Origin of the sequence: Achromobacter insolitus, assembly GCF_002209555.1 — a bacterium.
GTDB classification, from domain to species: domain Bacteria; phylum Pseudomonadota; class Gammaproteobacteria; order Burkholderiales; family Burkholderiaceae_B; genus Achromobacter; species Achromobacter insolitus.
Window position 1 is genome coordinate 874,905 of record NZ_NJIF01000003.1, and the last position, 21,994, is coordinate 896,898.

At 66.1% G+C, this 21,994-nt stretch carries 18 protein-coding genes; 5 read left to right on the top strand and 13 right to left on the bottom strand.

Annotated elements, in window-relative coordinates; genetic code table 11:
• Positions 1–105: 105 nt before the first annotated feature.
• Positions 106–2,172: a M3 family metallopeptidase gene (locus tag CEY08_RS14230; RefSeq protein WP_076813002.1), complete on the top strand. Its 2,067-nt coding sequence runs from the start codon at positions 106–108 to the stop codon at positions 2,170–2,172.
• Between the two features lie 52 nt (positions 2,173–2,224).
• On the opposite strand, the gene CEY08_RS14235 is transcribed toward CEY08_RS14230, so the two are convergent.
• Entirely contained in the window at positions 2,225–2,956 is a 732-nt protein-coding gene (locus tag CEY08_RS14235; protein ID WP_232033735.1) for a class I SAM-dependent methyltransferase, read from the bottom strand.
• 270 nt (positions 2,957–3,226) lie between these two features.
• Between CEY08_RS14235 and CEY08_RS14240 the strand changes: the two genes are divergently transcribed.
• On the top strand, positions 3,227–3,841 hold the full coding sequence (locus tag CEY08_RS14240; protein WP_042793253.1) for an SCO family protein: 615 nt from the start codon (positions 3,227–3,229) through the stop codon (positions 3,839–3,841).
• A 128-nt stretch (positions 3,842–3,969) separates the two neighbouring features.
• A complete protein-coding gene (locus CEY08_RS14245; RefSeq protein ID WP_013393352.1) occupies positions 3,970–4,221 on the top strand; it encodes a GlsB/YeaQ/YmgE family stress response membrane protein in 252 nt (83 codons plus the stop codon).
• A gap of 61 nt (positions 4,222–4,282) precedes the next feature.
• On the opposite strand, the gene adeC is transcribed toward CEY08_RS14245, so the two are convergent.
• Genes adeC through CEY08_RS14260 form a run of 3 tightly spaced genes read right to left on the bottom strand, consistent with a single transcriptional unit; the run spans position 4,283 to position 10,133 of the window.
• Positions 4,283–5,755: an AdeC/AdeK/OprM family multidrug efflux complex outer membrane factor gene (gene adeC / locus CEY08_RS14250; protein ID WP_076812999.1), complete on the bottom strand. Its 1,473-nt coding sequence runs from the start codon at positions 5,753–5,755 to the stop codon at positions 4,283–4,285.
• Positions 5,752–8,934, bottom strand: a complete 3,183-nt coding sequence (locus CEY08_RS14255; RefSeq protein WP_063642560.1) for an efflux RND transporter permease subunit — start codon at positions 8,932–8,934, stop codon at positions 5,752–5,754. The genes adeC and CEY08_RS14255 overlap by 4 nt, the downstream gene beginning before the upstream one ends.
• A 17-nt stretch (positions 8,935–8,951) precedes the next feature.
• Positions 8,952–10,133: an efflux RND transporter periplasmic adaptor subunit gene (locus tag CEY08_RS14260; protein WP_088607698.1), complete on the bottom strand. Its 1,182-nt coding sequence runs from the start codon at positions 10,131–10,133 to the stop codon at positions 8,952–8,954.
• A 272-nt stretch (positions 10,134–10,405) separates the two neighbouring features.
• Here CEY08_RS14260 and CEY08_RS14265 point away from each other — a divergent pair, with 272 nt between their 5' ends.
• Positions 10,406–11,311 carry a LysR family transcriptional regulator gene (locus tag CEY08_RS14265; protein WP_042796973.1) on the top strand — a complete coding sequence of 302 codons (906 nt, stop codon included), beginning with the start codon at positions 10,406–10,408 and terminating at the stop codon, positions 11,309–11,311.
• Between the two features lie 86 nt (positions 11,312–11,397).
• On the opposite strand, the gene CEY08_RS14270 is transcribed toward CEY08_RS14265, so the two are convergent.
• From CEY08_RS14270 to CEY08_RS14310, 9 genes are all read right to left on the bottom strand, one after another.
• A complete protein-coding gene (locus CEY08_RS14270) occupies positions 11,398–12,129 on the bottom strand; it encodes a pseudouridine synthase (protein WP_042793249.1) in 732 nt (243 codons plus the stop codon).
• Positions 12,130–12,182: 53 nt separating this feature from the next.
• The gene (locus CEY08_RS14275; protein WP_076812997.1) at positions 12,183–13,685 is read right to left on the bottom strand and encodes a M81 family metallopeptidase; all 1,503 of its coding nucleotides are present in this window, start codon (positions 13,683–13,685) and stop codon (positions 12,183–12,185) included.
• A gap of 18 nt (positions 13,686–13,703) precedes the next feature.
• Positions 13,704–14,339: an ANTAR domain-containing response regulator gene (locus tag CEY08_RS14280; protein WP_063959807.1), complete on the bottom strand. Its 636-nt coding sequence runs from the start codon at positions 14,337–14,339 to the stop codon at positions 13,704–13,706.
• Between the two features lie 2 nt (positions 14,340–14,341).
• Entirely contained in the window at positions 14,342–15,499 is a 1,158-nt protein-coding gene (locus tag CEY08_RS14285; RefSeq protein WP_042793246.1) for a transporter substrate-binding domain-containing protein, read from the bottom strand.
• A gap of 61 nt (positions 15,500–15,560) precedes the next feature.
• The gene (locus CEY08_RS14290; RefSeq protein WP_082884736.1) at positions 15,561–16,277 is read right to left on the bottom strand and encodes an ABC transporter ATP-binding protein; all 717 of its coding nucleotides are present in this window, start codon (positions 16,275–16,277) and stop codon (positions 15,561–15,563) included.
• The gene (locus tag CEY08_RS14295; RefSeq protein WP_076812994.1) at positions 16,274–18,097 is read right to left on the bottom strand and encodes a branched-chain amino acid ABC transporter ATP-binding protein/permease; all 1,824 of its coding nucleotides are present in this window, start codon (positions 18,095–18,097) and stop codon (positions 16,274–16,276) included. The genes CEY08_RS14290 and CEY08_RS14295 overlap by 4 nt, the downstream gene beginning before the upstream one ends.
• Entirely contained in the window at positions 18,090–18,923 is an 834-nt protein-coding gene (locus tag CEY08_RS14300) for a branched-chain amino acid ABC transporter permease (RefSeq protein WP_076812991.1), read from the bottom strand. Before CEY08_RS14300 ends, CEY08_RS14295 begins: the two co-directional genes overlap by 8 nt.
• Before the next feature lie 53 nt (positions 18,924–18,976).
• Entirely contained in the window at positions 18,977–20,143 is a 1,167-nt protein-coding gene (locus CEY08_RS14305; RefSeq protein ID WP_076812989.1) for a substrate-binding protein, read from the bottom strand.
• A 38-nt stretch (positions 20,144–20,181) separates the two neighbouring features.
• The gene (locus CEY08_RS14310) at positions 20,182–21,072 is read right to left on the bottom strand and encodes a nitrilase family protein (protein WP_042793243.1); all 891 of its coding nucleotides are present in this window, start codon (positions 21,070–21,072) and stop codon (positions 20,182–20,184) included.
• 299 nt (positions 21,073–21,371) lie between these two features.
• On the opposite strand from CEY08_RS14310, the gene CEY08_RS14315 reads away from it, so the two are divergent.
• Entirely contained in the window at positions 21,372–21,992 is a 621-nt protein-coding gene (locus CEY08_RS14315; RefSeq protein ID WP_088607699.1) for a chorismate--pyruvate lyase family protein, read from the top strand.
• Positions 21,993–21,994 lie beyond the last annotated feature (2 nt).

Below are 21,994 nucleotides of genomic sequence, written 5' to 3' on the forward strand. Positions count from 1 at the left end.
CGGGTCTTGCGATCTGCCCTTGCGTTCGGGCAGATCGCCCTCACCTGATTCTCATGCCCTTGCCGGCGCCCGGGCGCCGTTCACCCCTTTCCAGCCTGTAACACCATGACCCAGAATCCCCTGCTCGCCCCTGTCTCCGACCTCGTCGACTACGCGGCCGTCAAGCCCGGGCACATCGTGCCCGCGGTCGAGGAACTGCTGGGCATCGCCCGCCAGGCCGTGGACCGCGCCGCCGACCCTGCGCTGGCGCCCACCTGGGAAGCGGTGGTTGAACCGCTGGATACCGCCTCGGAGCGCCTGTGGCGCGCCTGGTCGGTGGCGGGCCACCTGAATGCGGTGGTCAACACCCCGGAACTGCGCGAAGCCTACAACGCCGCCCTGCCCCTGGTGACCGAATTCTCCACCTGGGTCGGCCTGCACGAAGGCTTGTACAAGCAATATCAGCGCCTGGCCGCCGCCCCCGATTTCGCGTCCTGGACGCCGGTGCGCCGCCGCATCGTGGAAATGGCGTTGCGCGACTTCCGCCTGAGCGGCGTCGAGCTGCAAGGCGCCGACCGCGAACGCTACGCCGCCATTTCCGATCGCGAAGCCCAGGCTTCGCAGAAATTTTCCGAGAACGTGCTGGATTCGATCGACGCCTGGTCGCTGCTGGTCGAGGACGAAGCCCGCCTGGCCGGCATTCCGGCCGACGTACGCGCCGCCGCCCGGGCCGCCGCCGAGGAAGACGGCAAGCCGGGCTGGAAGCTCACGCTCAAGATGCCGTGCTACCTGCCCGTGATGCAGTACGCCCAGGACCGCTCGCTGCGCGAGGCGCTGTACCGCGGCTACGGCACGGTGGCGTCGGAGCACGGCGACGGCAAGTTCGACAACTCCCCTCTTATCGAAGAACTGCTGGCCCTGCGCGCCGAGGAAGCCGGCCTGCTCGGCCTGGGCACCTTCGCCGCACTGCGCCTGCAGACCCGCATGGCCCGCGATGCCAAGGAAGTCACCGTGTTCCTGCGCGACCTGGCCGCGCGCGCCAAGCCCTACGCCCAGCGCGACCTGGCGGAATTGAAAGCCTACGCCACCGGCGAACTGGGGCTGGATGACCTGCAGCCCTGGGACGTGGCCTACGCTTCCGAGCGCCTGCGCGAATCGCGCTACGCCTATTCCGAAGACGAGGTGAAGCAGTATTTCACCGAGCCGCGTGTACTGTCGGGGCTGTTCGAGGTCATCGAAACCCTGTTCGACGTGCGCCTGGCGGAGACGCCGGTGTCGTCCTGGCACGGCGACGTGCGCGGCGTGCGCGTGGAAAGCCCCAAGGGCGAACTCATCGGTTATCTGTATCTGGACCTGTATGCCCGCGCCGGCAAGCAGAGCGGCGCCTGGGTCGACAGCGAGCGCACGCGCCGTGTCGTGGGTGGCAAGCTGCAGACTCCCATCGCCTACCTGACCTGCAATTTCTCGCGCCCCAACGGCGACAAGCCCGCCGTCCTGACGCATGACGACGTCATCACCCTGTTCCATGAAACCGGCCATGCGCTGCACGCCCTGCTGTCCGAGGTGGACGAGCCCGGCGCGGCCGCCTTCGCCAGCATGGAGTGGGACGCCATCGAACTGCCCTCGCAGTTCATGGAGAACTTCTGCTGGGAATGGGCGGTGGTGCAGAAACTGTCCGCCCACGTCGACACGGGCGAGCCCCTGCCGCGCGCGCTCTATGACCGCCTGGTCGCCGCCCGCAACTACCAGAGCGGCATGCAGACGGTGCGCCAGATCGAGTTCGCGCTGTTCGACATGCTGATGCATGACCGCGCCAAGGGCGCATCGATCAGTGAAGTGCTGGCTCTGCTGCAAGAAGTGCGCCAGGAAGTGGCGGTGCTGTTTCCGCCGGCCTGGCATCGCCTGCCGCATGCCTTCTCGCACCTGTTTGCGGGCGGCTACGGCGCGGGCTACTACAGCTACAAGTGGGCGGAAGTGCTGTCGGCCGACGCCTACGAAGCCTTCGAGGAAGCAGCGACGCGCCAGGCCGCCAACGCCCTGGGTACGCTGGACCCGGAAACCGGCGCGCGCTTCCGGCGCGAAGTGCTGGCCGTGGGCGGCTCGCGGCCGGCGGCTGAATCCTTTGCCGCCTTCCGCGGCCGGGCCCCGCGCATCGATGCCCTGCTGCGCCACAGCGGCATGACGTCCACCTGATCATCCGGCCCCCGGTGCTTGACCCGACGGCCCGCCCTAGGCGGGCCGTTTGCTATGGCGAAGCGGGATCGTCAACCGGCCGGCGCGCAGACATCACCAGCCAACGCCCATGCACGGACTGCACGGAGCCGGCCTGCTTCCAGTAGCGGCGGGTCTCCTCGTCTTCCGCCAGCCGCAGCCTGCGCCCGTAGTACAAACGTGATGGCACCGCCAGCACGTGCTCCATCATGCGCTTGGGTTTGTTCTCGTCCACCTCATGCAGGGTGATGTCCGTAAAGCCGTAGTGCTTGAACAGCAAATGCAACTGCGGAAAGTTCCAGGGAAAGTACGTGACGTAGTCCTCGCCGCGCTGCCGCCCCACCATGGGCCGAAACCCCGAATGAAAGCCGCGCAACAGGAATTGCAGGCGCGACCGGAAGTACCAGGTATTGGGAGTCGTGACGATCAGGGTGCCGCCCGGACGCAATGCGCGGTAAAAGCTCTGCATCAGCACGCCCGGGTTGGTCAGCAGGTGGATCGCCTCGCAGCAAACCACGGCGTCATACGATTGCGCCACCGCCAATGGCGTTTCCAGATCGTGTTCGGTGAAGCGGCGGTAACCGCCACCGGCCCGGGGAAACTCCCACAGGCCCACTCCGTCGATATCGACCTGGCGGCCGCTTGCCGCCGGCAGCATGTCGCCCAGCCAGCCGAGTCCGCAGGGCGCGTCCAGTACCGAATCGGCGAGACGGCTGCGCAGGATGTCGAGCACGACGGGATAGTACGGATAGTAGGGATAGCTCAAGGAATTCCTGGCCGGCATGTCCATATATGACGCCTCTAGACGATGAAATCTGACACAGCCCTGAATGTAGCGGGAGCCATGGCGCCGGATCAGGCGACTTCGCCACTTCCAAACAATAATCCGACAAAGCTTTACAAGTGGACGGGCGGTCGCGGCATCGCCGCTTGCGCCAGGACAAGCTGCCCCGGATCTGCTCGGCCGCCGCGCGCCGCCCAGCCCTCGCCTTGCGGGTAGAATCAAAAAGTTTACCCCCTACCGGCCCTTGGACTCATGCGACACCTCATTTCCGGCCGCGCCCTGCGCGGCCTGCTGCTGACCCTGTGCGTGTTTCTCGCTGCCTGCGGCGACAGGAACGTCGATTGGACCCTGTACAACGTGAAGGGGCACCTGCCCGACCTGAAGTTCTCGCTGCCCGGCGCGGGCGGCAAGACCGTCAGCAGCGATGATCTGAAGGGCAAGACCGTATTGCTGTTCTTCGGCTATGCCAGTTGCCCGGACATCTGCCCGACCACCATGGCGCAATTGACGGCCGTGCTGCAGAACCTGGGCGACAAGGCCAAGGATGTGCGCATTCTGTTCGTAAGCGTGGATCCGCACCGCGACACGCCGGACATCCTGCAGGCCTATGTCAACGCCTTCAACAACAACGCCATCGGCGTGACGGGCGACGAAAAGCAGATCGCGGACCTGGCGCGCCGCTATCGCGTGGCCTACCAGATCGAGAAGCCCCGTCCGGGAGACGACGCCAACATGTACGAAGTCACGCACAGCCGTGGCGTGTACATATTCGACAAGGACGGCAAGGCCCGGCTGCTGGCGTCCGATACCGACAGCATCGACGCCATGACGAAAGACGTGCGCCAGTTGATCGATCTGACGTCCTGAGCGCCGGCCGCCGCGGCTGGCAATGTTGCCAGCCTGCGCCATACACCAGTTGTTACAACCGCCGTGCGCGGGGCGTGGGTATCATCTAGCCACACTGCCCCCTTTTACTTCCAGCAAGGAGTACGCGCATGAGCATCATCATCATGATCATCGTCGGGTTCGTCGTGGGCCTGATCGCCCGCGCCATCATGCCCGGAGACCAGAACATGGGGATCATCATGACCACCATCCTGGGTATCGTCGGTTCGGTCGTCGCCGGCTTCCTGGGCCAGTCGCTGGGTTGGTACGCCCCAGGCGAACCCGCTGGCTGGATCGGGTCGGTCGTGGGCGCTATCGTGGTTCTGTTCGTGGTGGGCCTGATCGCCAAGAAACGCGCCTGACGCCCTGCAGGGTTGAAATCAAAACGGGCCGATCGATTGATCGGCCCGTTTTCTTTTGCCCTTACTGTTGCTGCTGCGCTTGGGCGGTCACGGTGCGTTCGGTCCAGCCGCCGCCCAGCACCTTGTACAAGGTGACCAGGTTGGACAGCCTGGCCCGGCGCGTATCCACCAGGGCCTGCTGCGCGCTATACAGCGAACGCTGCGAATCCAGCACGCTCAGGTAGTCGTCGATGCCTTGGCGGAAACGCTGGTCCGAGGCGTCGTAGGCGCGCTGGTTGGCGGCCACCAGCAGCCGCTGCGCCTGGATTTGCTCGTCCAGGGTGCCGCGCCCGGCCAGGGCGTCCGCCACTTCGCGGAAACCCGTCTGGATCGACTTCTCGTACTGCGCGATCTGGATGTTCTTCTGCACCTTGGCCAGATCCAGGCCGGCGAGCAGCGAGCCACCCGCGAAGATCGGCACGGTGATCTGGGGCACGAAGCTCCAGGCGCCCGAGCCGCCTTCGAACAGGCCGCCCAGGCTGGCGCTGGCCGTGCCGGCCGAGCCCGTCAGGCTGATGGTCGGGAAGAAGGCGGCGCGCGCCGCGCCGATATTGGCGTTGGCGCCCTTCAATTGATGCTCGGCCGCGCGGATGTCCGGGCGACGGGCCAACAGGTCCGACGGCAGGCCGGCGGGCAAGGTGGTCGGCAGCATGGCATCGTCAAGCATGACCGCGTTGTCCAGCGCAGCCGTCAGCTCGGGCGACAGCGGCTGGCCCACCAACAGGACCAGCGCATTGCGGTCCTGCGCGGCCTGACGCGTGTATTGCGACAGGTTACGCTCGGCGGTGCGCAGCGACACCTCCGCCTGGCTCAGGTCCAGCGCCGTCGACAGGCCCTGGTCGTAGCTCTGCTGCGTGAGCTTGAAGGAATCCTGCTGGCTCTTGAGCGTGTCGCGCGTCAGCCCGACAAGTTCCTGGTCGGCCCGCAGGGTCAGATAGGCGTTGGCCACTTCGGCGATCAGCGTCAGCTGGGTCGCCGTGCGGGTTTCGTCCAGCGCCAGATAGGATTCCAGCGCCTTGTCGCTCAGGCTGCGGATGCGCCCGAACAGGTCCAGCTCCCAGGCCGACATGGCGGCGCCGACCTGGTAGCTGTGACTGGTGGTCGCGCGCCCGCTGGCACTCAGATCCGCCGGCGTGCGCTGGGCGGACTCCTGGCCGGCGATGCCGATGCTGGGCATCAGGTCGGCGCGCTGGATACGGTACTGGGCGCGCGCCGCCTCCACGTTCAGGGCCGCCACGCGCAGGTCGCGGTTGTTGGCGAGCGACTGTTCGATCAGCTTTTCCAGCAACGGATCCGCGCCGAAGAAATCGCGCCAGCCGATGTCCGCGGTGACCATACCCCCCGCATCGGCGGGCTGGGCCGCCTGGTAGGACGGACCCGTGGGATAGGCCGCATCGATCGGCGCGTCGGGCCGTTCGTACGTGGGGGCCAGCGAGCAGCCCGCCAGGGCCGCCGCCAGGGAAACAGACAGCAAGGTTCTCATCGGGAATGTCATTGCGGTTGGCCCTCCGTCGAGACGCCCTGCGTGCCATTGGCGCTGGTGTCGTGCTCATCGACGTTTTCGCTCATGCGCTTGACCTTGAAGACGCGCAGCATGATCACGAAGAAGGCCGGAACGAAGAAGATGGCGAGGAACGTGCCGGTCAGCATGCCGCCGATCACGCCCGTGCCGATGGCGTTCTGGCTGCCGGAGCCCGCGCCCGAGGAGATCGCCAGCGGCGTCACGCCCAGGATGAACGCCAGGGACGTCATCAGGATGGGACGCAGGCGCTGCCGCGCGGCGTGGATGGCCGATTCCGTCAGGCTGGCGCCCGCCTCGTAGTGCTCCTTGGCGAATTCCACGATCAGGATGGCGTTCTTGGCCGCCAGGCCGATGGTCGTCAGCAGCCCCACCTGGAAGTACACGTCGTTGGACAGGCCCCGCAGCATGGTGGCGAGCAAGGCCCCGATGATGCCCAGGGGCACCACCAGCATCACCGCGGACGGGATGGTCCAGCTTTCGTACAGCGCCGCCAGGCACAGGAACACCACGATCAGCGAAATGGCGTACAGCGCGGGCGCCTGGGCGCCGGACAGGCGTTCTTCGAACGACAGGCCGGTCCATTCAAAGCCCACGCCTACCGGCAGCTTGGCCGCCAGGCGTTCCATTTCCGCCATTGCCGCGCCCGAGCTGTAGCCCGGCGCCGCCTGGCCCTGGATGTTGTAGGACGGCACGCCGTTATAGCGGTTGAGCTTTTGCGGACCGTAGCTCCAGGTGGCCTTGGCGAACGCCGAGAACGGCACCATATCGCCTGCGTTATTGCGCACGTACCACTTGTTCAGGTCTTCCGGCAGCATGCGCGAGGAAGCCTCGCCCTGCGCGAACACCTTCTTCACGCGGCCCCGGTCGATGAAGTCGTTGACGTACGACGAACCCCACGCAGTGGCCAGCGTGCTGTTGATGTCCGACACAGCCACGCCCAGGGCGCGCGCCTTCTCGCGGTCGATGTCCAACTGGTACTGCGGCGCGTCTTCGATACCGTTGGGACGCACGCCACGCAGGACCGGGCTCTTTGCGGCCTCGCCCAGCAGCTGGTTGCGCGCGGCAAGCAGCTTCTCGTGGCCCACGCCTGCGCGGTCCATCAGCTGGAAGTCGAAGCCGGTGACGTTGCCCAGTTCCATCACGGACGGCGGCGGCACCACGAACAACTGCGCGCGGCGCTCGGTCTTGGCGAAATGCGCGTTGGCGCGCTGCGCCACGGCGCCGGCCTTCAGTCGGGCGTCGCCGCGCTCTTCCCAGTCACGCAGCTTGATGAACAGGATGGACGCGTTCTGGCCACGGCCGCCGAAGTTGAAGCCGTTGACCGCGAAGACGGAAGTGACGGCGTCCTTTTCCTCGTTCAGCAGGTAGCGGGTGGCATCGTCGATGACGGCCTTGGTGCTTTCCGCGGTGGCGCCGGCAGGCGTCTGGATCTGGGCGAACAGGATGCCCTGGTCCTCGTCCGGCAGGAACGCGGTCGGGATGCGAGTGAACATCCAGCCCATGGCGATGACCAGCGCCAGGTAGACCACCATCAGCCGCTTGGTGCGGTTCAGCCCGCGCGCCACGCTGTTGGCGTAGCCGTGGCTGCTGCGGTCGAACATGCGATTGAACCAGCCGAAAAAGCCTTTCTTGGAACCGTGATGGCCCTTGGGAATAGGCTTGAGCAAGGTGGCGCACAAAGCCGGCGTGAACACGATGGCCACGATCACGGACAGCACCATGGAGGACACGATGGTGATGGAGAACTGGCGATAGATCACGCCCGTGGAGCCGCCGAAGAAGGCCATGGGAATGAACACGGCCGCCAGCACCATGGCGATGCCGATCAGGGCGCCCGTGATCTGCGACATGGACTTGCGGGTGGCTTGCTTGGGCGACAGGCCTTCCTCGGCCATCACCCGCTCGACGTTTTCCACCACCACGATGGCGTCGTCGACCAGCAGGCCGATGGCCAGCACCATGCCGAACATGGTCAAGGTATTGATGGAATAGCCGAACGCCGCCAGAACGCCGAACGTGCCCAGCAGCACCACCGGCACCGCCAGCGTGGGGATGATGGTCGCGCGGAAGTTCTGCAGGAACAAGTACATCACCAGGAAGACCAGGATGATGGCCTCGATCAACGTCTTGAACACCTCGTGGATCGACAGGCTGACGAACGGCGTGGTGTCGTACGGATAAACGACGTCCATGCCCGGCGGGAAGTAAGGCTTCAGGTTATTGATGGTGTCGCGCACCGCCTGGGCCGTATCCAGCGCGTTGGCGCCCGGCGCCAGCTTGATCGCCAGGCCGGAGGCCGGCTTGCCGTTGTAGAAGCTGTCGATGGCGTAGGTCTGCCCGCCCAGTTCGATGGTGGACACGTCGCTCAGGCGCACCTGCGAGCCGTCGGAATTGACCTTGAGCAGGATGCGGCCGAAGTCTTCCGGCTTCTCAAGGCGCGAGGGTCCGATGATGGTGGCGTTCAACTGCTGGCCACGCACGGACGGCAGGCCGCCCAACTGGCCGGACGACACCTGCACGTTCTGTTCCTTGATCGCCGTCACGACGTCGACCGTGGTCAGGCCGTAATTGACCAGCTTGGCGGGATCCAGCCAGATGCGCATCGCGTACTGCGAGCCGAACAGCTGGAAGTCGCCGACGCCCTGCGTGCGGCTGATGGGATCCTGGACGTAGGAGGCGACGTAGTCGGCCAGGTCGTCCTTGGTCATCGAGCCGTCGGTGGACACGAAGCCCGCCACGATCAGGAAGTTCTTGGTGGCCTTGGTGACGCGTATGCCTTGCTGCTGCACTTCCTGCGGCAGGAGCGGTTGCGCCAGCGACAGCTTGTTCTGCACCTGGACCTGCGCGGTGTCAGGGTTGGTTCCCTGCGTGAAGGTCAGGGTGATGGACATGCTGCCGTCGGAGTTGCTTTCCGAGGAGATGTACTGCAGGCCGTCCAGGCCATTCATCTGCTGTTCGATCACCTGCACCACGGTGTCCTGCACGGTCTGCGCGGACGCGCCCGGGTAGGTCACCGCGATGCCGATGGCCGGCGGCGCGATGTTGGGGTATTGGGAGACCGGCAGCTTCAGGATGGACAGCGCGCCGGCCATCATCAGCACGATCGCGATCACCCATGCGAAGACCGGTCTATCGATAAAAAACTTTGCCATGCAAGGCTCCCTGACTACTACTGCTTAGCCGCCGCGGCGGCTGCTTGCGGCTGCTGGGCCGGCTGCGCGGCGGCGCTGGCTTCCGTGGCGACCACTTCCGCTCCCGGGCGCACCATCTGCAGGCCTTCCACGATGACCTTGTCGCCAGCGGCCAGGCCGTCGGTGACCAGCCACTTGTCGCCGATGGCGCGGTCGGTCTTCAGTTCCCGCAACTCGACCACGTTCTTGGCGTTGACCACCAGCGCCGTCGGAATGCCGCGCTGGTTGCGCGTGACGCCGCGCTGGGGCACCAACAGACCGTCGGCGGCAACGCCGTCGGCCAGGCGGGCGCGCACGAACATGCCCGGCAGCAGGCGGCGGTCCGGATTGGGGAACACCGCGCGCAAGGTGACCGAGCCCGTGCCCTGGTCCACCGTGACTTCCGAGAACTGCAGCTTGCCGGGCTGGCTGTACTGCGACCCGTCTTCGAGGGTCAGCGTCACCAGCGCGGCCTGCTCGCCATCGGCCTTCTTCAGTTGGCCGCTGGCCAGCGCGTTCTGCAGGCGCAGCAACTGGACGCTGGATTGGGTCACATCGACGTAGATGGGATCGATTTGCTGCACCGCGGCCAGGGCCGTGGTCTGGTTGGCCGTGACCAGCGCGCCTTCAGTCACCGCCGAACGGCCGATGATGCCATCGATGGGCGACAGCACCTTGGTGTAGACCAGGTTGATGCGCGCCGTGTCCAGCGCGGCCTTGGCCGACAGCACGTCGGCGGCGGCCTGGTCACGCGAGGCGACGGCGTTGTCGTAGGTTTGCTGGCTGACCGCCCGCGTGGCGACCAGCGGCTTGTAACGTTCGGCCAGCAAGGCGGCGGTCTTTTGCTGCGCCTGGGCGCGGGCCAAGGCGGCCTTCTGGCTGTCCAGGCTGGCCTGGTAGAGCGCGGGATCGATCTGATAGAGCTGCTGCCCTGCCTTGACCTCGCCGCCTTCCGTGAAAAGGCGCTTCTGGACGATGCCGTTGACCTGGGGACGCACTTCGGCCACACGGAATGGCGAGGTGCGGCCGGGCAGTTCGGTGGTCAGAGAAACGGGCTGCGTGGCGAGCGTCACAACCGTTACCTGGGGCTTGCCCGCCTGGGGAGCGTCTTGCTTCTTGCCGCAAGCGGCCAGCGTGAGAGCCGATGCCGTCAGCGTGACAACCGCCGCGCTGCGCCACATAGCGCTTTTCTTATCCATAGATTGCATTCCCGATTTCAACAAAAAAAAAGCCCGCCCCGGATCGCATCTGTGCGTTCCGCGCGCTTCGATTGGGTGGATTTGCCTCGAACACGCAGGCTGGGCTTTGTCGCATTGCTGCATTGCAGAACTCGCATTCTGCGTTATCCCGCCCCAGAAACAAAGAGGCATGTTGAGAAAACATCATTCCATTTATGGGACAATGGCATCACCATTGAATATGACAAAATTCCGGCATGAAACGCTTGCAAGGCATGGAACTTTTCGTCGAAGTCGCTAAAACGCGCAGCTTCAGCCGCGCTGCGGCGATGCTCGGCGTACCGAAGTCGACGCTGTCCCGCCAGGTGGCCGAACTGGAGCGCTCCGTCGGTTTGCGGCTGCTGAGCCGCACCACTCGCAAAGTCGAGCTGACCGATGCGGGCCGGCTGTATTTCGAGCGCTGCCAGCGCATCGTGGCCGAAGCGCAGATCGCCCATGAAGAACTGCAGAAGCTGGTCGATACGCCGGCCGGGCCCCTGCGCGTGAACATGCCCGCGGATTTCGGCACGGACTTCCTGGCTGAATCGTTCATGGAATTTTCCGGCCGCTACCCCGACGTCACGTTTTTCCTTGATCTGGCCAATCCGGACCACGCGCAGCGCGTGTTCCAGACCTGCGATATTTCGATCGAAATCGGCGAACTGCCCGATTCGACGCAGATTGCGAGGTTGCTGGGCATGCTTCCCGCCCATCTGTACGCCTCGCGCGAATACCTTCAGAAGCATGGTGAACCGCAGCATCCCAGTGACTTGACCCGCCACGAATGCATCGAGTTCCGCGCCAAGGGCGCGGGGCAGGTCACGCGTTGGCCTCTGACCGACGGCCGCCAGCACATCGAATTCACGCCTGGCAACCGCTTTTCCGTCAACGGAGTCGCCATGGCGCGCCGCCTCGCCACGCTGGGCGCGGGCATCGTGGTGCTGGTGGGTGGCCAGCCGGCCGAATTGCAGGCCGGCCAATTGCAGCGCGTGCTGCCCGGCTGGCAACTGGGTCCGTTCCCGGTCTATGCGGTAACGGAGACGCGGCTGCTGCCCGCCAAGACCAGGATCTTCATCGAATTCCTGATGGAGCGCCTGGGCGACATCGGGCAAGCGAAGGATACTCCTGCTTTCATGAAATAAGCGGGCGTCGGAAACAGACTGAAAAATTTAAGCTGGGCCGACAACACCTGTCGGCCAATCCGGCTAATCCAATGCCGGAAAGCGCGTCAGAAGCGCTCGTCCTCGCGCAGGTAGCGCCACTGTCCCAGCGGCAGGTCGCCCAGCGAAACCCGGCCGATGCGCACGCGCTTCAGGCCGATCACCTTCAATCCGACCAGCTCGCACATGCGGCGGATCTGGCGTTTCTTGCCTTCGCGCAGCACGAAGCGCAGCTGGTCGCTGTTCTGCCAGCGCACCTGCGCCGGCTTGAGCGGCTTGCCGTCCAGGGACAGCCCGTGGTTGAGCAACGCCAGCCCGTTTTCGGATAGGTTGCCCTGCACCCGCACCAGGTATTCCTTGTCCACGCTGGAATCTTCGCCGATCAGGTGCTTGGCGATGCGGCCGTCCTGGGTCAGCACCAGCAAGCCTTGCGAATCGATGTCCAGGCGGCCGGCCACGGCCAGCCCGTCCAGGTGCGCCCGCTCGAAGCGCTGCGGCGCGCGGTCGCCCGCAAAGCGCGAGCGGGAGTCGATCAGGGCCACCGCGGGCGTGTAGCCTTTCTCGGCTTGCCCCGACACATAGCCCACCGGCTTGTTGATCAGTATGGTGACGCGCGAAGTCTGGCGCGCCTGCGCGGCGCGCTCCAGCGTGATGACCTGGTCGGGGTAGGCGCGAGCGCCGAGTTCGGACACCACGATGCCGTCCACCCGGACCCAGCCGCGTTCGATATAGGTGTCGGCCTCGCGGCGCGAACACAGTCCACGCTCGGACATGAGCTTGGAGATACGTACTTTTTCCATGGCCGGTATTGTATGCGGACGCCATCCGGCCCCGTTCCACCCGGCCCTTTTCTTTACCCAGCGGGGTGGTAATCCGATGGCGCCATGGCATCCAGCGGATACAGCGGCCGGCTGCGGCGCTCATAGGGAAACAGCGCGAAATCCGAACTGGTGACGCCCGCGCTGGCGCACTCCACCAGCGCCTGCGATATCGGCTCAAACACCGGCCGGCAGTACATGCGGGACTTCACCAACACGAAACGGGCCCGCCGCGGATCCAGCCCCATGCTCTCGAACACCCCCAGGTCCCAGGGCTCGTGGGTTCTCTCGGTGATCACCAATTGCGCCGCACCGATGTCCAGCACCGCGCTGCGGCCCATGCATGCCGTCTGCCCGGTGTAGGTCGGGCCGGTAATGACGTATTCGCCGTTGGTCACTGCGCGGACCACGCCCCGCAGCCGCACGGGCGCCGCCGGCCGGCCTATGGCGGGGATCGGTAGTTTGTTCCCCACCGGCAGCTCCACCTGGCTGCCCTCGCCCGCCGCGGCCAGCGCCTCGACGGCTTCGGGATCGCAATACAGGCCCGCGATGATCCCCGTCAGCCCGGCCTCCACCGCCGCGACCAGCACTTCCATGGTGTCACAGGTGCCGCCGGACATGCAGTTGTCGCCGTGGTCGAGCAAAAGCACGGGTTTATCCGCGCCGCGCGCCAATTCGGCCGCCCGGGCCAGCGACTCGCCCAGGGGTTCGCTGTCGTAAAAATAGCCGTCGCGCTCGGCCCAGATGGTCGTGGCCATCGCGGCCGCGGTCCGTTCCGCCTGCTCCTGCGTCCCCGAACCCACCACGACGACGCTCAGGCAGGGATCGGGTATGTCGGCCAGCGCAAAACCCGCCAGCACGGACACGCCCAGGATGCCGCCCTCCTCCTCCGCGCGGCGCGCCGCCTGCACCGCGTTGCGCATGGCTCCCTGGCCGGTGGCGCTGCGCAGGGTGTGCGTCATCAGCGGCAGGCGGCGCCAGGCCATCACCGGACGCGGACCGCCATTGAGCCAGTCGTACAGGATGCGGCCCGCATGCTCGCCGGTCTCGTACATGTCCACGTGCGGATAGGTCTTGAAGCTGATGATGACGTCGGCGTTGGCCATCATCTTGGGCGTGACATTGCCGTGCAGGTCCAGCGCCACCGCGATGGGCACGTCCGGCGTCTGCCTGCGCAGGCGTTCGAGCAGGTCGCCCTCGCCATCATCGGTGGTCTCGGCCACCATGGCGCCGTGCAGGTCCAGCAGGATGGCGCCGCAGCCCCGCGCGCCGGCCACGATCGCGTCGCACAGCTCGCGATAGGCCTGCGCCGACACCCGGCCGCTGGGGTAGGCCGTGGCGGAAACCGGCGTAACCAGCGTCGCGCCGTTTGCCTCGGCGATATCGATGAAGGCCGACATCGCCGTGCGCTTGCCTTTGTTCTCGTCGTAGGCCTGATCGCCAAAGGCGGGACCGTCATTGCCAAACGCGGACAGCGGCGTGGGCACCGGCGAGAACGTGTTGGTCTCGTGATTCAGGCGGGCGATCATGACCTTCATTGTCCGGCTCCTTGCGGCTCAGTTGTTCTGCGATGGCCCCGGGCGCAAGCCGCCCAGGCCGAGTTTTTCCATGGCCTCGCTGGCCTCGATGATCATCGCGGCCACTTCCGCCACACTGACGCGCAGGCCCGTCGCCCGGGTCCGCATGTGTTCATAGGCGGCGCGCTCGTCCAGGCGCTGGTGGTCCATCAGCACGCGGATGGCCTTTTCGATGACGCGCCTTGCCTTGATCGTGCTTTCCAGCTTGTTGATCTTGGACTGCTGGCGGCCCTGGAATTGCTTGGCGGAGCGCGCCAGCACCAGGGTGCTGAGCACCCCCGCCGAGCGGAAGGGCCGTGTCAGCACCCCGTGCGCATTGGTCTTGAGCAGCTGCTTCAGCGTGGTCGGGGTTTCGTACTCGGACAAGGCGATCAGGGTGGCCTCGACCTCGCTGGCCGACCAGGCGGCGCTGTTCCGGCCGCATTGCGACACCTGGAAGAAGATGACGTCCACCCCTGTCGGCGGAACATCCGGAAACGGCCAGTGCAGATGGATGCGGCACCCGATGCGCTTGAGTTGTTCGACCAGCACGTCGCGGTCCTCGCCCGGTGGATACACCACCGCGACGGCCACGCTGCGCAAGTCCTCGTAAAGGCGGCGTAGGCTATGGTCCATGGCTATTTCAACCAGAACTCGTCCAGGCCGAACGCGGTGAGGTAGGGGTCAGGCTTCACCGGTTCATCGCTTTCCCAGACGATATCGAAGCGTCCGTCCTCACGGCACACGCCGATGCGCGGCGTCAGCACGCTATGGTTGTTTTCCGACAGCACGGACATCAGCCCGTCCGGCGCGTCGAACTGCACCTGATGCACCGCCTGCACGAGCTTGCGGGTGTCCATGCTGCCCACACGCTGCAAAGCGCGCGCGAAGAGGTGTATCTGGCTATAGCAGGTTTCCGCGTAGACACTGGCCGGATGATCGCCGAAGCGCGCGCGCCATCGCGCCAGGAAGTGCGCATTGGCCGGCGTGTCCACCGTGTTGAAGTACGTGGCGGCCGTGATGTGTCCCACGCAGCGCCGAGGCCCGATCTCCGCGACCTCGGATTCCGCCATCGTCAGGCTGGCGATGGGGATATGCGCGGTTTCCGTACCCTCGGCCTGGCAGACCTCGTGATAGCGCTGGTAGAAGCGCTGGGCGTCCGCGCCGATAAGAGTGGAAAACACCACGTCGGGCTGGATGCGCCGGATGTCCGCGACGACATCGTTGATCTCGCTGTCGTCGCAGCCCAGCGGCAGATAGGTTTCGTCGAGAATCTCGCCGCCGTGTTCCTCGACGGTTTCGCGCATGATGCGGTTGGTCTCGCGCGGATAGATGTAGTCCGCGCCCACCAGGAATATGCGCGAGCCGCAATTCTGGATCAGGTAAGCCGCCAGCTGCATGCTGCCCTGGTTGGGCGCCGCACCGGTATAAATCACATTGGGAGAATATTCGAAGCCTTCGTAGACCGATCCATACCACAGCAGGGAATTGCTGCGCTCCACGACGGGGAGCATCGCCTTGCGGCAATGCGAGGTGCAACCGCCGAAAATGACGCTGACTTCGTCGTCCAACAGCAGGCGGGCCGCCAGCCGGCGATATTCTTCGGCATCGCTGCGCGGGTCGTACACCACCGGCGCAAGCGGCCGGCCCAGTACGCCGCCCAGTTCATTGATTTCTTCCACCGCGAGCACCGTGCCGAAGAAATGCTGCGATTCCGTGGTGCCGGTGACACCGCTGCGCGAGTAGAGCACGCCGATGCGCCAGCCTGGCCGGTCCTGGTCCTGGGGCGAGGTCATGATGGGATCCTTGAGCAGGTATTGCGCATGTGCATCATTGCAAACTGTGGCCGCGTGCGGTTCATACTTTCAGATGAGCAATGATATTGCCCGCGGCCTCGGGCGCGCCAGCCACCCCTTCGTCGACGATACTGCCCTGCTTGAGCACCAGATAGCGATCTGCCACGTCCAGGGCAAACGCCACGTTCTGCTCCACGATGAACATCGTCGTGCCGTGCCGTTCGCGCTCCCAGGTCAGCGCGCGCCCCAGGCGCTCGATCACAGAAGGCTGCAGCCCTTCGGTGATTTCGTCCAGCAGCAAAAGCGCGGGCCGCTGCATCAGCCCACGCGCCACCAGCAGCATTTTCTGCTCTCCGCCCGACAGGGTACCGGCGTGCTGGCGCAAGCGGGCCGTGAACACCGGGAACAAATCGGCGATCTCGGCAAAGCGCTCGTCGAACAGCTGCTCGCGCGCCAGGCCCAAGCGCAGATTGTCGCGGATGCTCAGGTCGGGAAACAGCGGCTGCTCCTGCGCCGCATAGGCAACGCCGCAGCGCGCCACTTCGTGCGGGCGCAGCCGGGTGGCGTCCACCCCGCCCACGCTGACGCGCCCCCGCTGCTTGGGCAGGTAGCCCATGACGGTCTTGAGCAGGGTGCTCTTGCCCATGCCGTTCTTGCCCAACAAGGCCACGCAGGCGCCGCGCTCGACCGTGAGCGACACGTCGTGCAGCACCATGGCCCGCTTGTAGCCGCTGGACACCTCTTCCAGGCGCAACGCCGGCGCCGCGATGCTCGTCATTGCCCTGCTCCTTGCGGGGCCGGCGCGCTGCCGGCGTAGATGGTACGCACCAGTTCGGACTCCACGACCTCGCTGAAGCCCCCGTCCATGACGATGCGGCCCTGGTGCAGGACCACGATGCGGGTCGCGATTTCCTTGACGAAGTCCAGGTCATGCTCGACCAGCAGGCAGCACAAGCCATAGCGGTGAGCCAGCGACGAGAGTATGCGGCCTATCTGCAGGCGCTCGGCTTTGCTGAGGCCGGCCGTCGGTTCGTCGAGCAACACGATGCCCGGCTCCAACGCCAGCACCATCGCCAGTTCCAGCGCCTGCTGCTGTCCGTGCGACAGGTCGCGCGCCACGCTGTCCAGGCACTGGTCCAGCCCGGTCACGCGCAGGGTTTCCAGTGCATAGGGTGGCAGGTCCAGCGTGGCTGAACGGCGCCACCAGGACGGCCGTTCGCGCAGCGTGGTCGCGATACGCAGGCTCTCGGCCACGGTCAGCGTGTCAAAGACATTGGCGTTCTGGAACTTGCGCCCCAGGCCATGGCGCACGCACTGCTCGGGGCCGTCGCGCTGCACCTCATGGCCATAGAGTTCGAGCCGCCCGCGGGAACGCTCCGCGCCGTCGGCAATGCAACGCATCAGCGTGGTCTTGCCCGCGCCGTTGGGGCCGATCAGCCCCACCAGTTCGCCGCCGCTGGCTTGCAGGTCTATCCCTTCCAGCACTTTCAGGCTGCCAAAATGCTTGGACACGCCCGCCAGGTCCAAGGCCCGGACAGCGCCGCCGGATGGCCGCGGCGCCGTGGCGCGTTCGCCCAGCGCGGGCGCCGCCGGCCTTGCGGCGCGGCCGCGCCAAGGCGACGTCAATAGAGGCAGCAGGCCGCGCGGCAGCAGCAGGATCACCAGGACAAAGGTCACGCCCAGCAACAGTTGCCACACGAACGGCATGTTGCCGCTGAGATAGGAGCCCGCCACATTGATCAGAATGGCGCCCAGCACCGGGCCCCAGATGGTGCCGCGCCCGCCCAGCGCCACCCAGATGATCAACTCCGTGCCGAAGACGAAGCCCGTGAGTTCCGGCGCCACCACGCCGCTGAACGCGCCATAGCCGAATCCCGCCAGGCTGGCTACCGCCCCGCAGATCACCAGCAGCGCGATGCGCCAGTGGGCCGTGTTCAGCCCCAGATAGCTGCAGCGCGCCTCGTTGTCGCGCAGCGCAACGAGAATGCGGCCGCCGTCGCTGCGCACCACCGCCCAGGCCATCAGCGCGACCGCCGACAGGCCTCCTGCCGCGATCACATACCAGGCTTCCAGCGACAGATCGAAGGTTTCGTAGCCGGTCAGGCCGGAGGACGAGCCGGTAAAAGTGCCGCCGGACAGCACCAGCTGCATCAGCACGATGGGCAGGACCAGCGAAATCACCGTGGCGAAGAACGGCGAAGCCCCGCGATAGAACGACAGCCAGCCGGTCACCAGCGCCAGCACCATCGCGGCGCCCACCGCCGCCAGCGCGGCCAGCGCCGCGATCGCCGGCGAAAACCCGTAATGCGTGAAAGCGAGCCCGGCGGCGTAGGCGCCCACCCCGAAAAAAGCGGACTGCCCGAAGGTCAGGTAGCCGGTATAGCCCCACAGCACATCCACGGTGACGGCTGCCACCGCGAAGAACAGCGCCTTGATCAGGACGTTCAGGAGATAAGTGTCAAAGAGCCACGGCCCCGCAGCCGTCAGGACCAGGCACAGGCCTGCCAGGCCCAGCAGACTGCGGCCACGCGAGGCGCGTGCCGAGGCGCCGGTATCGCCGCCAGCCAGCGTTTGGGGAATCAATGCGCGGTCAGTCATGGGCGAATCCTTGGGGACGCAGGCGCAGCGTCAGCGCGGCCAACACGGCAATAGTGACGCCGCCCAGGATCGGGCTGACGTAGACGCTCACCAGCACCTGGCAGGCGCCGTAGACCAGGCAGGTCAGCATGAGCGCGGTGATCGAATGGCCCGACACCATGACCAGCATGAAGGCGCTGACCAGCCACGGCAGGCCCATGTTTGGATCCACGCTGGACAGCGGCGTGATCAGCGCGCCGGCCAGCGCCCCCAGCCCCGCGCCCAGGCCGAACGTGGTGAAACGGATGCGCTCGGCATTGATGCCCAGGCCGCGCGCCAGGTCTTCGTTCATGATCACGGCCCGGGTCCGCACGCCAAAGCGCGTGCCGTTGAGCAGCAAGCTCATGGCCGCATACATCAGCAGCGCGCCGGGCACCAGGAGAAGCCGGTACGCCGAATACTCCGTGCCCAGGAAAGACACGGCGCCCTGCACCGGCGAATCGACGAACTGCACCTCGCGGCCGAAGGCCATGGTGATCAGTTGGCCTATCACGATACCCAGCCCCCAGGTGGCCAGGATGGCGTCCAGCGGCCGTTTGTACAGCGGCTGCACGATCAGGCGTTCCACCCCCATGCCCACCAGCACGCCCACCGCCAGCGCGAAGGGCAAGGCCAACCAGGGATTCAACCCCAGCTGCGTCACCACCAGACTGGCATAGCTGCCCAGCGTAAGAATGGCGCCGTGCGCGAAATTGACGATCTTCATTACGCCAAAGATGATCATCAGGCCGGCCGTCACGATGAACAGCATGGCGGCCGTGCTCAGGATATCCAGCAGCAAACCCATATCGCTCTCCGGCGCCGCCGGCGGGACCGGCGGCGCGTGTCATGGCATGGCCGTCATTTCAGGTCCGGGCATTGCGCGCCCGGATCGACCTTGTCGAAGGTCTGCAGGATCTTGATGGAGCCGTCCTGCTGCACCTGGCCCAGACGCATGGTGAGCGCCGCGTGGCGCTGGCGGTCCATGGTCACCGGGCCGCGCGGGCCCTCGAAAGTAACCGTGCTCAGCGCCTGCACCACCTTGGGCGCGTCGGTGCCGCCGGCTTTTTCAACCGCGGCCTTGTACAGGTAGAAGGCCTCATACTGCGGCGCGGAGAACTCATTGGCGGTCTTGGCGTCATTGCCGAACTTGGCCTTCAGCCCGTCCAGGAATTTGCGGTTCTGCGGCGTATCGATGCTGGTCAGGTAGGAGGCCGACATGTACATGCCCACTGCCGTGTCGCCCATGGTCTTGGCGGTGCCCTCGTCGATTGCCAGGTTGCCATAAGGCATGGACAGGCCCGCCGCCTTGACCTGCTTGGCCAGGCTGACATTGGGGCCGCCGCCCGCCGTCGAACTGATCAGCGCATCCGGGTTGGCGGAACGTATCTTTGACACCACCGGCGTCCAGTCGGAGCCATCGATGGGCAGGTATTCCTCGCCCACGACGCGGCCGCCCTGTTTTTCGATGTATTCCCGCGTGAACTTCAGCATGCCGCGGCCAAAGGCGTAGTCGCTGCCGACCAGGAAGAATGTCTTGGCCTTGCGGTCCTGCATGAAGTGGTCCACGACCGGCGCGACCTGCTGCTCGGGCACCCAGCCATTCACATGCAGCCACCGGTTGCACGAGCGGCCTTCATAGAACGAGGTGTAGATATAAGGCACCTTCCCGCGCGAAACGATGGGCAGCGCCGCATTGCGCGCCGCGCTGGTCTCCATGGCGATTATGGCGTCGACCTTCTTCTGGAACACCAGGGTGTCGTAGGCCTTCTGCGCCCCGACCGCGCCGGAGGCATCGTCGGCAATCTCCAGCACGACCTGCCGGCCCAGGATGCCGCCGGCCGCGTTGATCTCGTCGGCCGCCAATTGCGAGGCCTGGACGACGCCAGGCGCGACCACGCTATTGGCCCCGGACAGGCCGACAGGCACGCCGATGCGCAGCGGTTCTGCGGCATGCGCGCCGGCCAGGCCGGCCAGCAAGGCGACAAACGACAGGGGGATCCGGCAGCGGTTGTATAGGTTTTTCATGGGTTTTCTCCTTGGGGGGAACGGCCGAGGACGGTCGCTCAGCGTTGCCGCAAGCTTGCGGCGGCGCCCAACTGCTCGTCATAGATATCGCGGCGCCTGTCGCGCAGCACGTGGTTGAAATCGTTCAATTGGCGCGCCCTGCGGGAGGCCCTGACGTCGATGGGAGCGAGCAGGACTTCCTCCTGGTCGATGCTGGCGGGCCCCGCGGCGGTCCACCCCTGTGAACCCACGATCAGGCTGCGGCCCACGAAGGGCTGGCCACGCTCGGTGCCGACCCGGTCGGCGCATACGACCGTGAGGCCATTGCTGTGGGCCCCGCCCATGGTCAGTGCATGCGCCATGACGGGTCCGTCGCGCGTCTGTCCGGGCATCGGCACCCAGTTGGTCGGCACGGCCACGATGTCCGCGCCGCGCACTGCCAACAGCCGGTACACCTCGGGGAACCAGCCGTCGTAGCAAATCGCCACGCCGATGCGGCCCAATTCGGTATCGAACACCGGCAGTCCCAGGTCGCCGGCTTCGAAATACAGGTTTTCGTCGCCCCACAGGTGCAATTTGCGATAGGTCCCCAGATAGCCCTCGGGCCCCGCAACCAGGGCGGCGTTGTAGAGGCGGCCGCCACTGCGCTCGGCGATGCCGGCCACCAGATAGACGCCCAGGCGCTGGGCCGCCGCAATCCACGCCTGCGAGCTGGGGCCTTCGGGCACCGCTTCGGCCAGGGCGTAGGCTTCTTCGCGGCTTTCGAACATGTATCCCGTGTTGGCCAGTTCAGGCAGGACCACCAGCCGCGCGCCCTTTGCGGCGGCCTGCTCCACCAATTCGATCGATCGTGTGATGTTGGCGGCGACTTCACCGATGACGGGCTCCATCTGCACGCTGGCCACCCAGGTCACAGTGGCGGGGGAACGTTGCGGGTCCGACGCTTGCATGCGAGCTCCATACTCAGAAATTGAAAACGAAAAAGCCCCCGACCACGCGTTGCGTGCAAGTCGGGGGCTTTCATAGCCAGACTGAATGTTCGGGCAGCAATTATTGCTGCGGGGTACTGCAAGCCTTTCCGGTCTATGCTGACCGTGTGCGAATAATAGGGAGGCGCGGGTTCCCGGGACAATAAGTGCTTTCCCGGACGATGCGCCGGCCTGTCCGGGCGCGGAATGGGCGCGATCGGGTGCGCTGCGTCATTGCGACGCATTGGGCCGTCCCGCCCGCCTTGGCATAATACGCAGCCATGATCAAACCCGCAGCACATCATCCCCCTCTCGCCGCAGGCTGGCTGGCCAGCGCGCCGCCCATCCTGCCCCCTGCCCCGCGCCACTGGCTGTTCCGCCCCGGCGCGCTGACCGCCGGATTGCGCCAGGTTGGCCAGGTGCGCCTGCGCGTGCTGGCCGAGTATGCCGATGGGGCGCCGCTGGACGAAGCCCGGGCGATGGGCATCCCGCCCGGCACGCCGGTGTGGATACGCGAGGTGCTGATGTCGGTGAACGGCGTGGACAGCGTGCCGGCACGCAGCCTGACGCCGCTGGGCGCATCCCACGGCGCCTGGCAAGGCATGCGCCGGCTCTTGACCCGCCCGTTGGCCGACATGCTTTACCACGACAGCACGGTCGTGCGTTCGCCGTTTGCCTGCCGCCGGCTGGCCTCGCCGGTACCGTTCCATGGCACCGCACTGGGCGTGTTGCCCGCCGCCCGGCGCGACTGCGACGGCGGCCGCATCTGGGCACGCCGCTCGGTGTTCTGGCGCCAGGGCCAGCCGCTGCTTGTGGCCGAGTGCTTCCTGCCGGCGTTCTGGGATCTGGTTGCCGAGCAGCCGGTGCCGCCGCTGGTGCCGCACCAGCGCACGCCGCGCTGAAG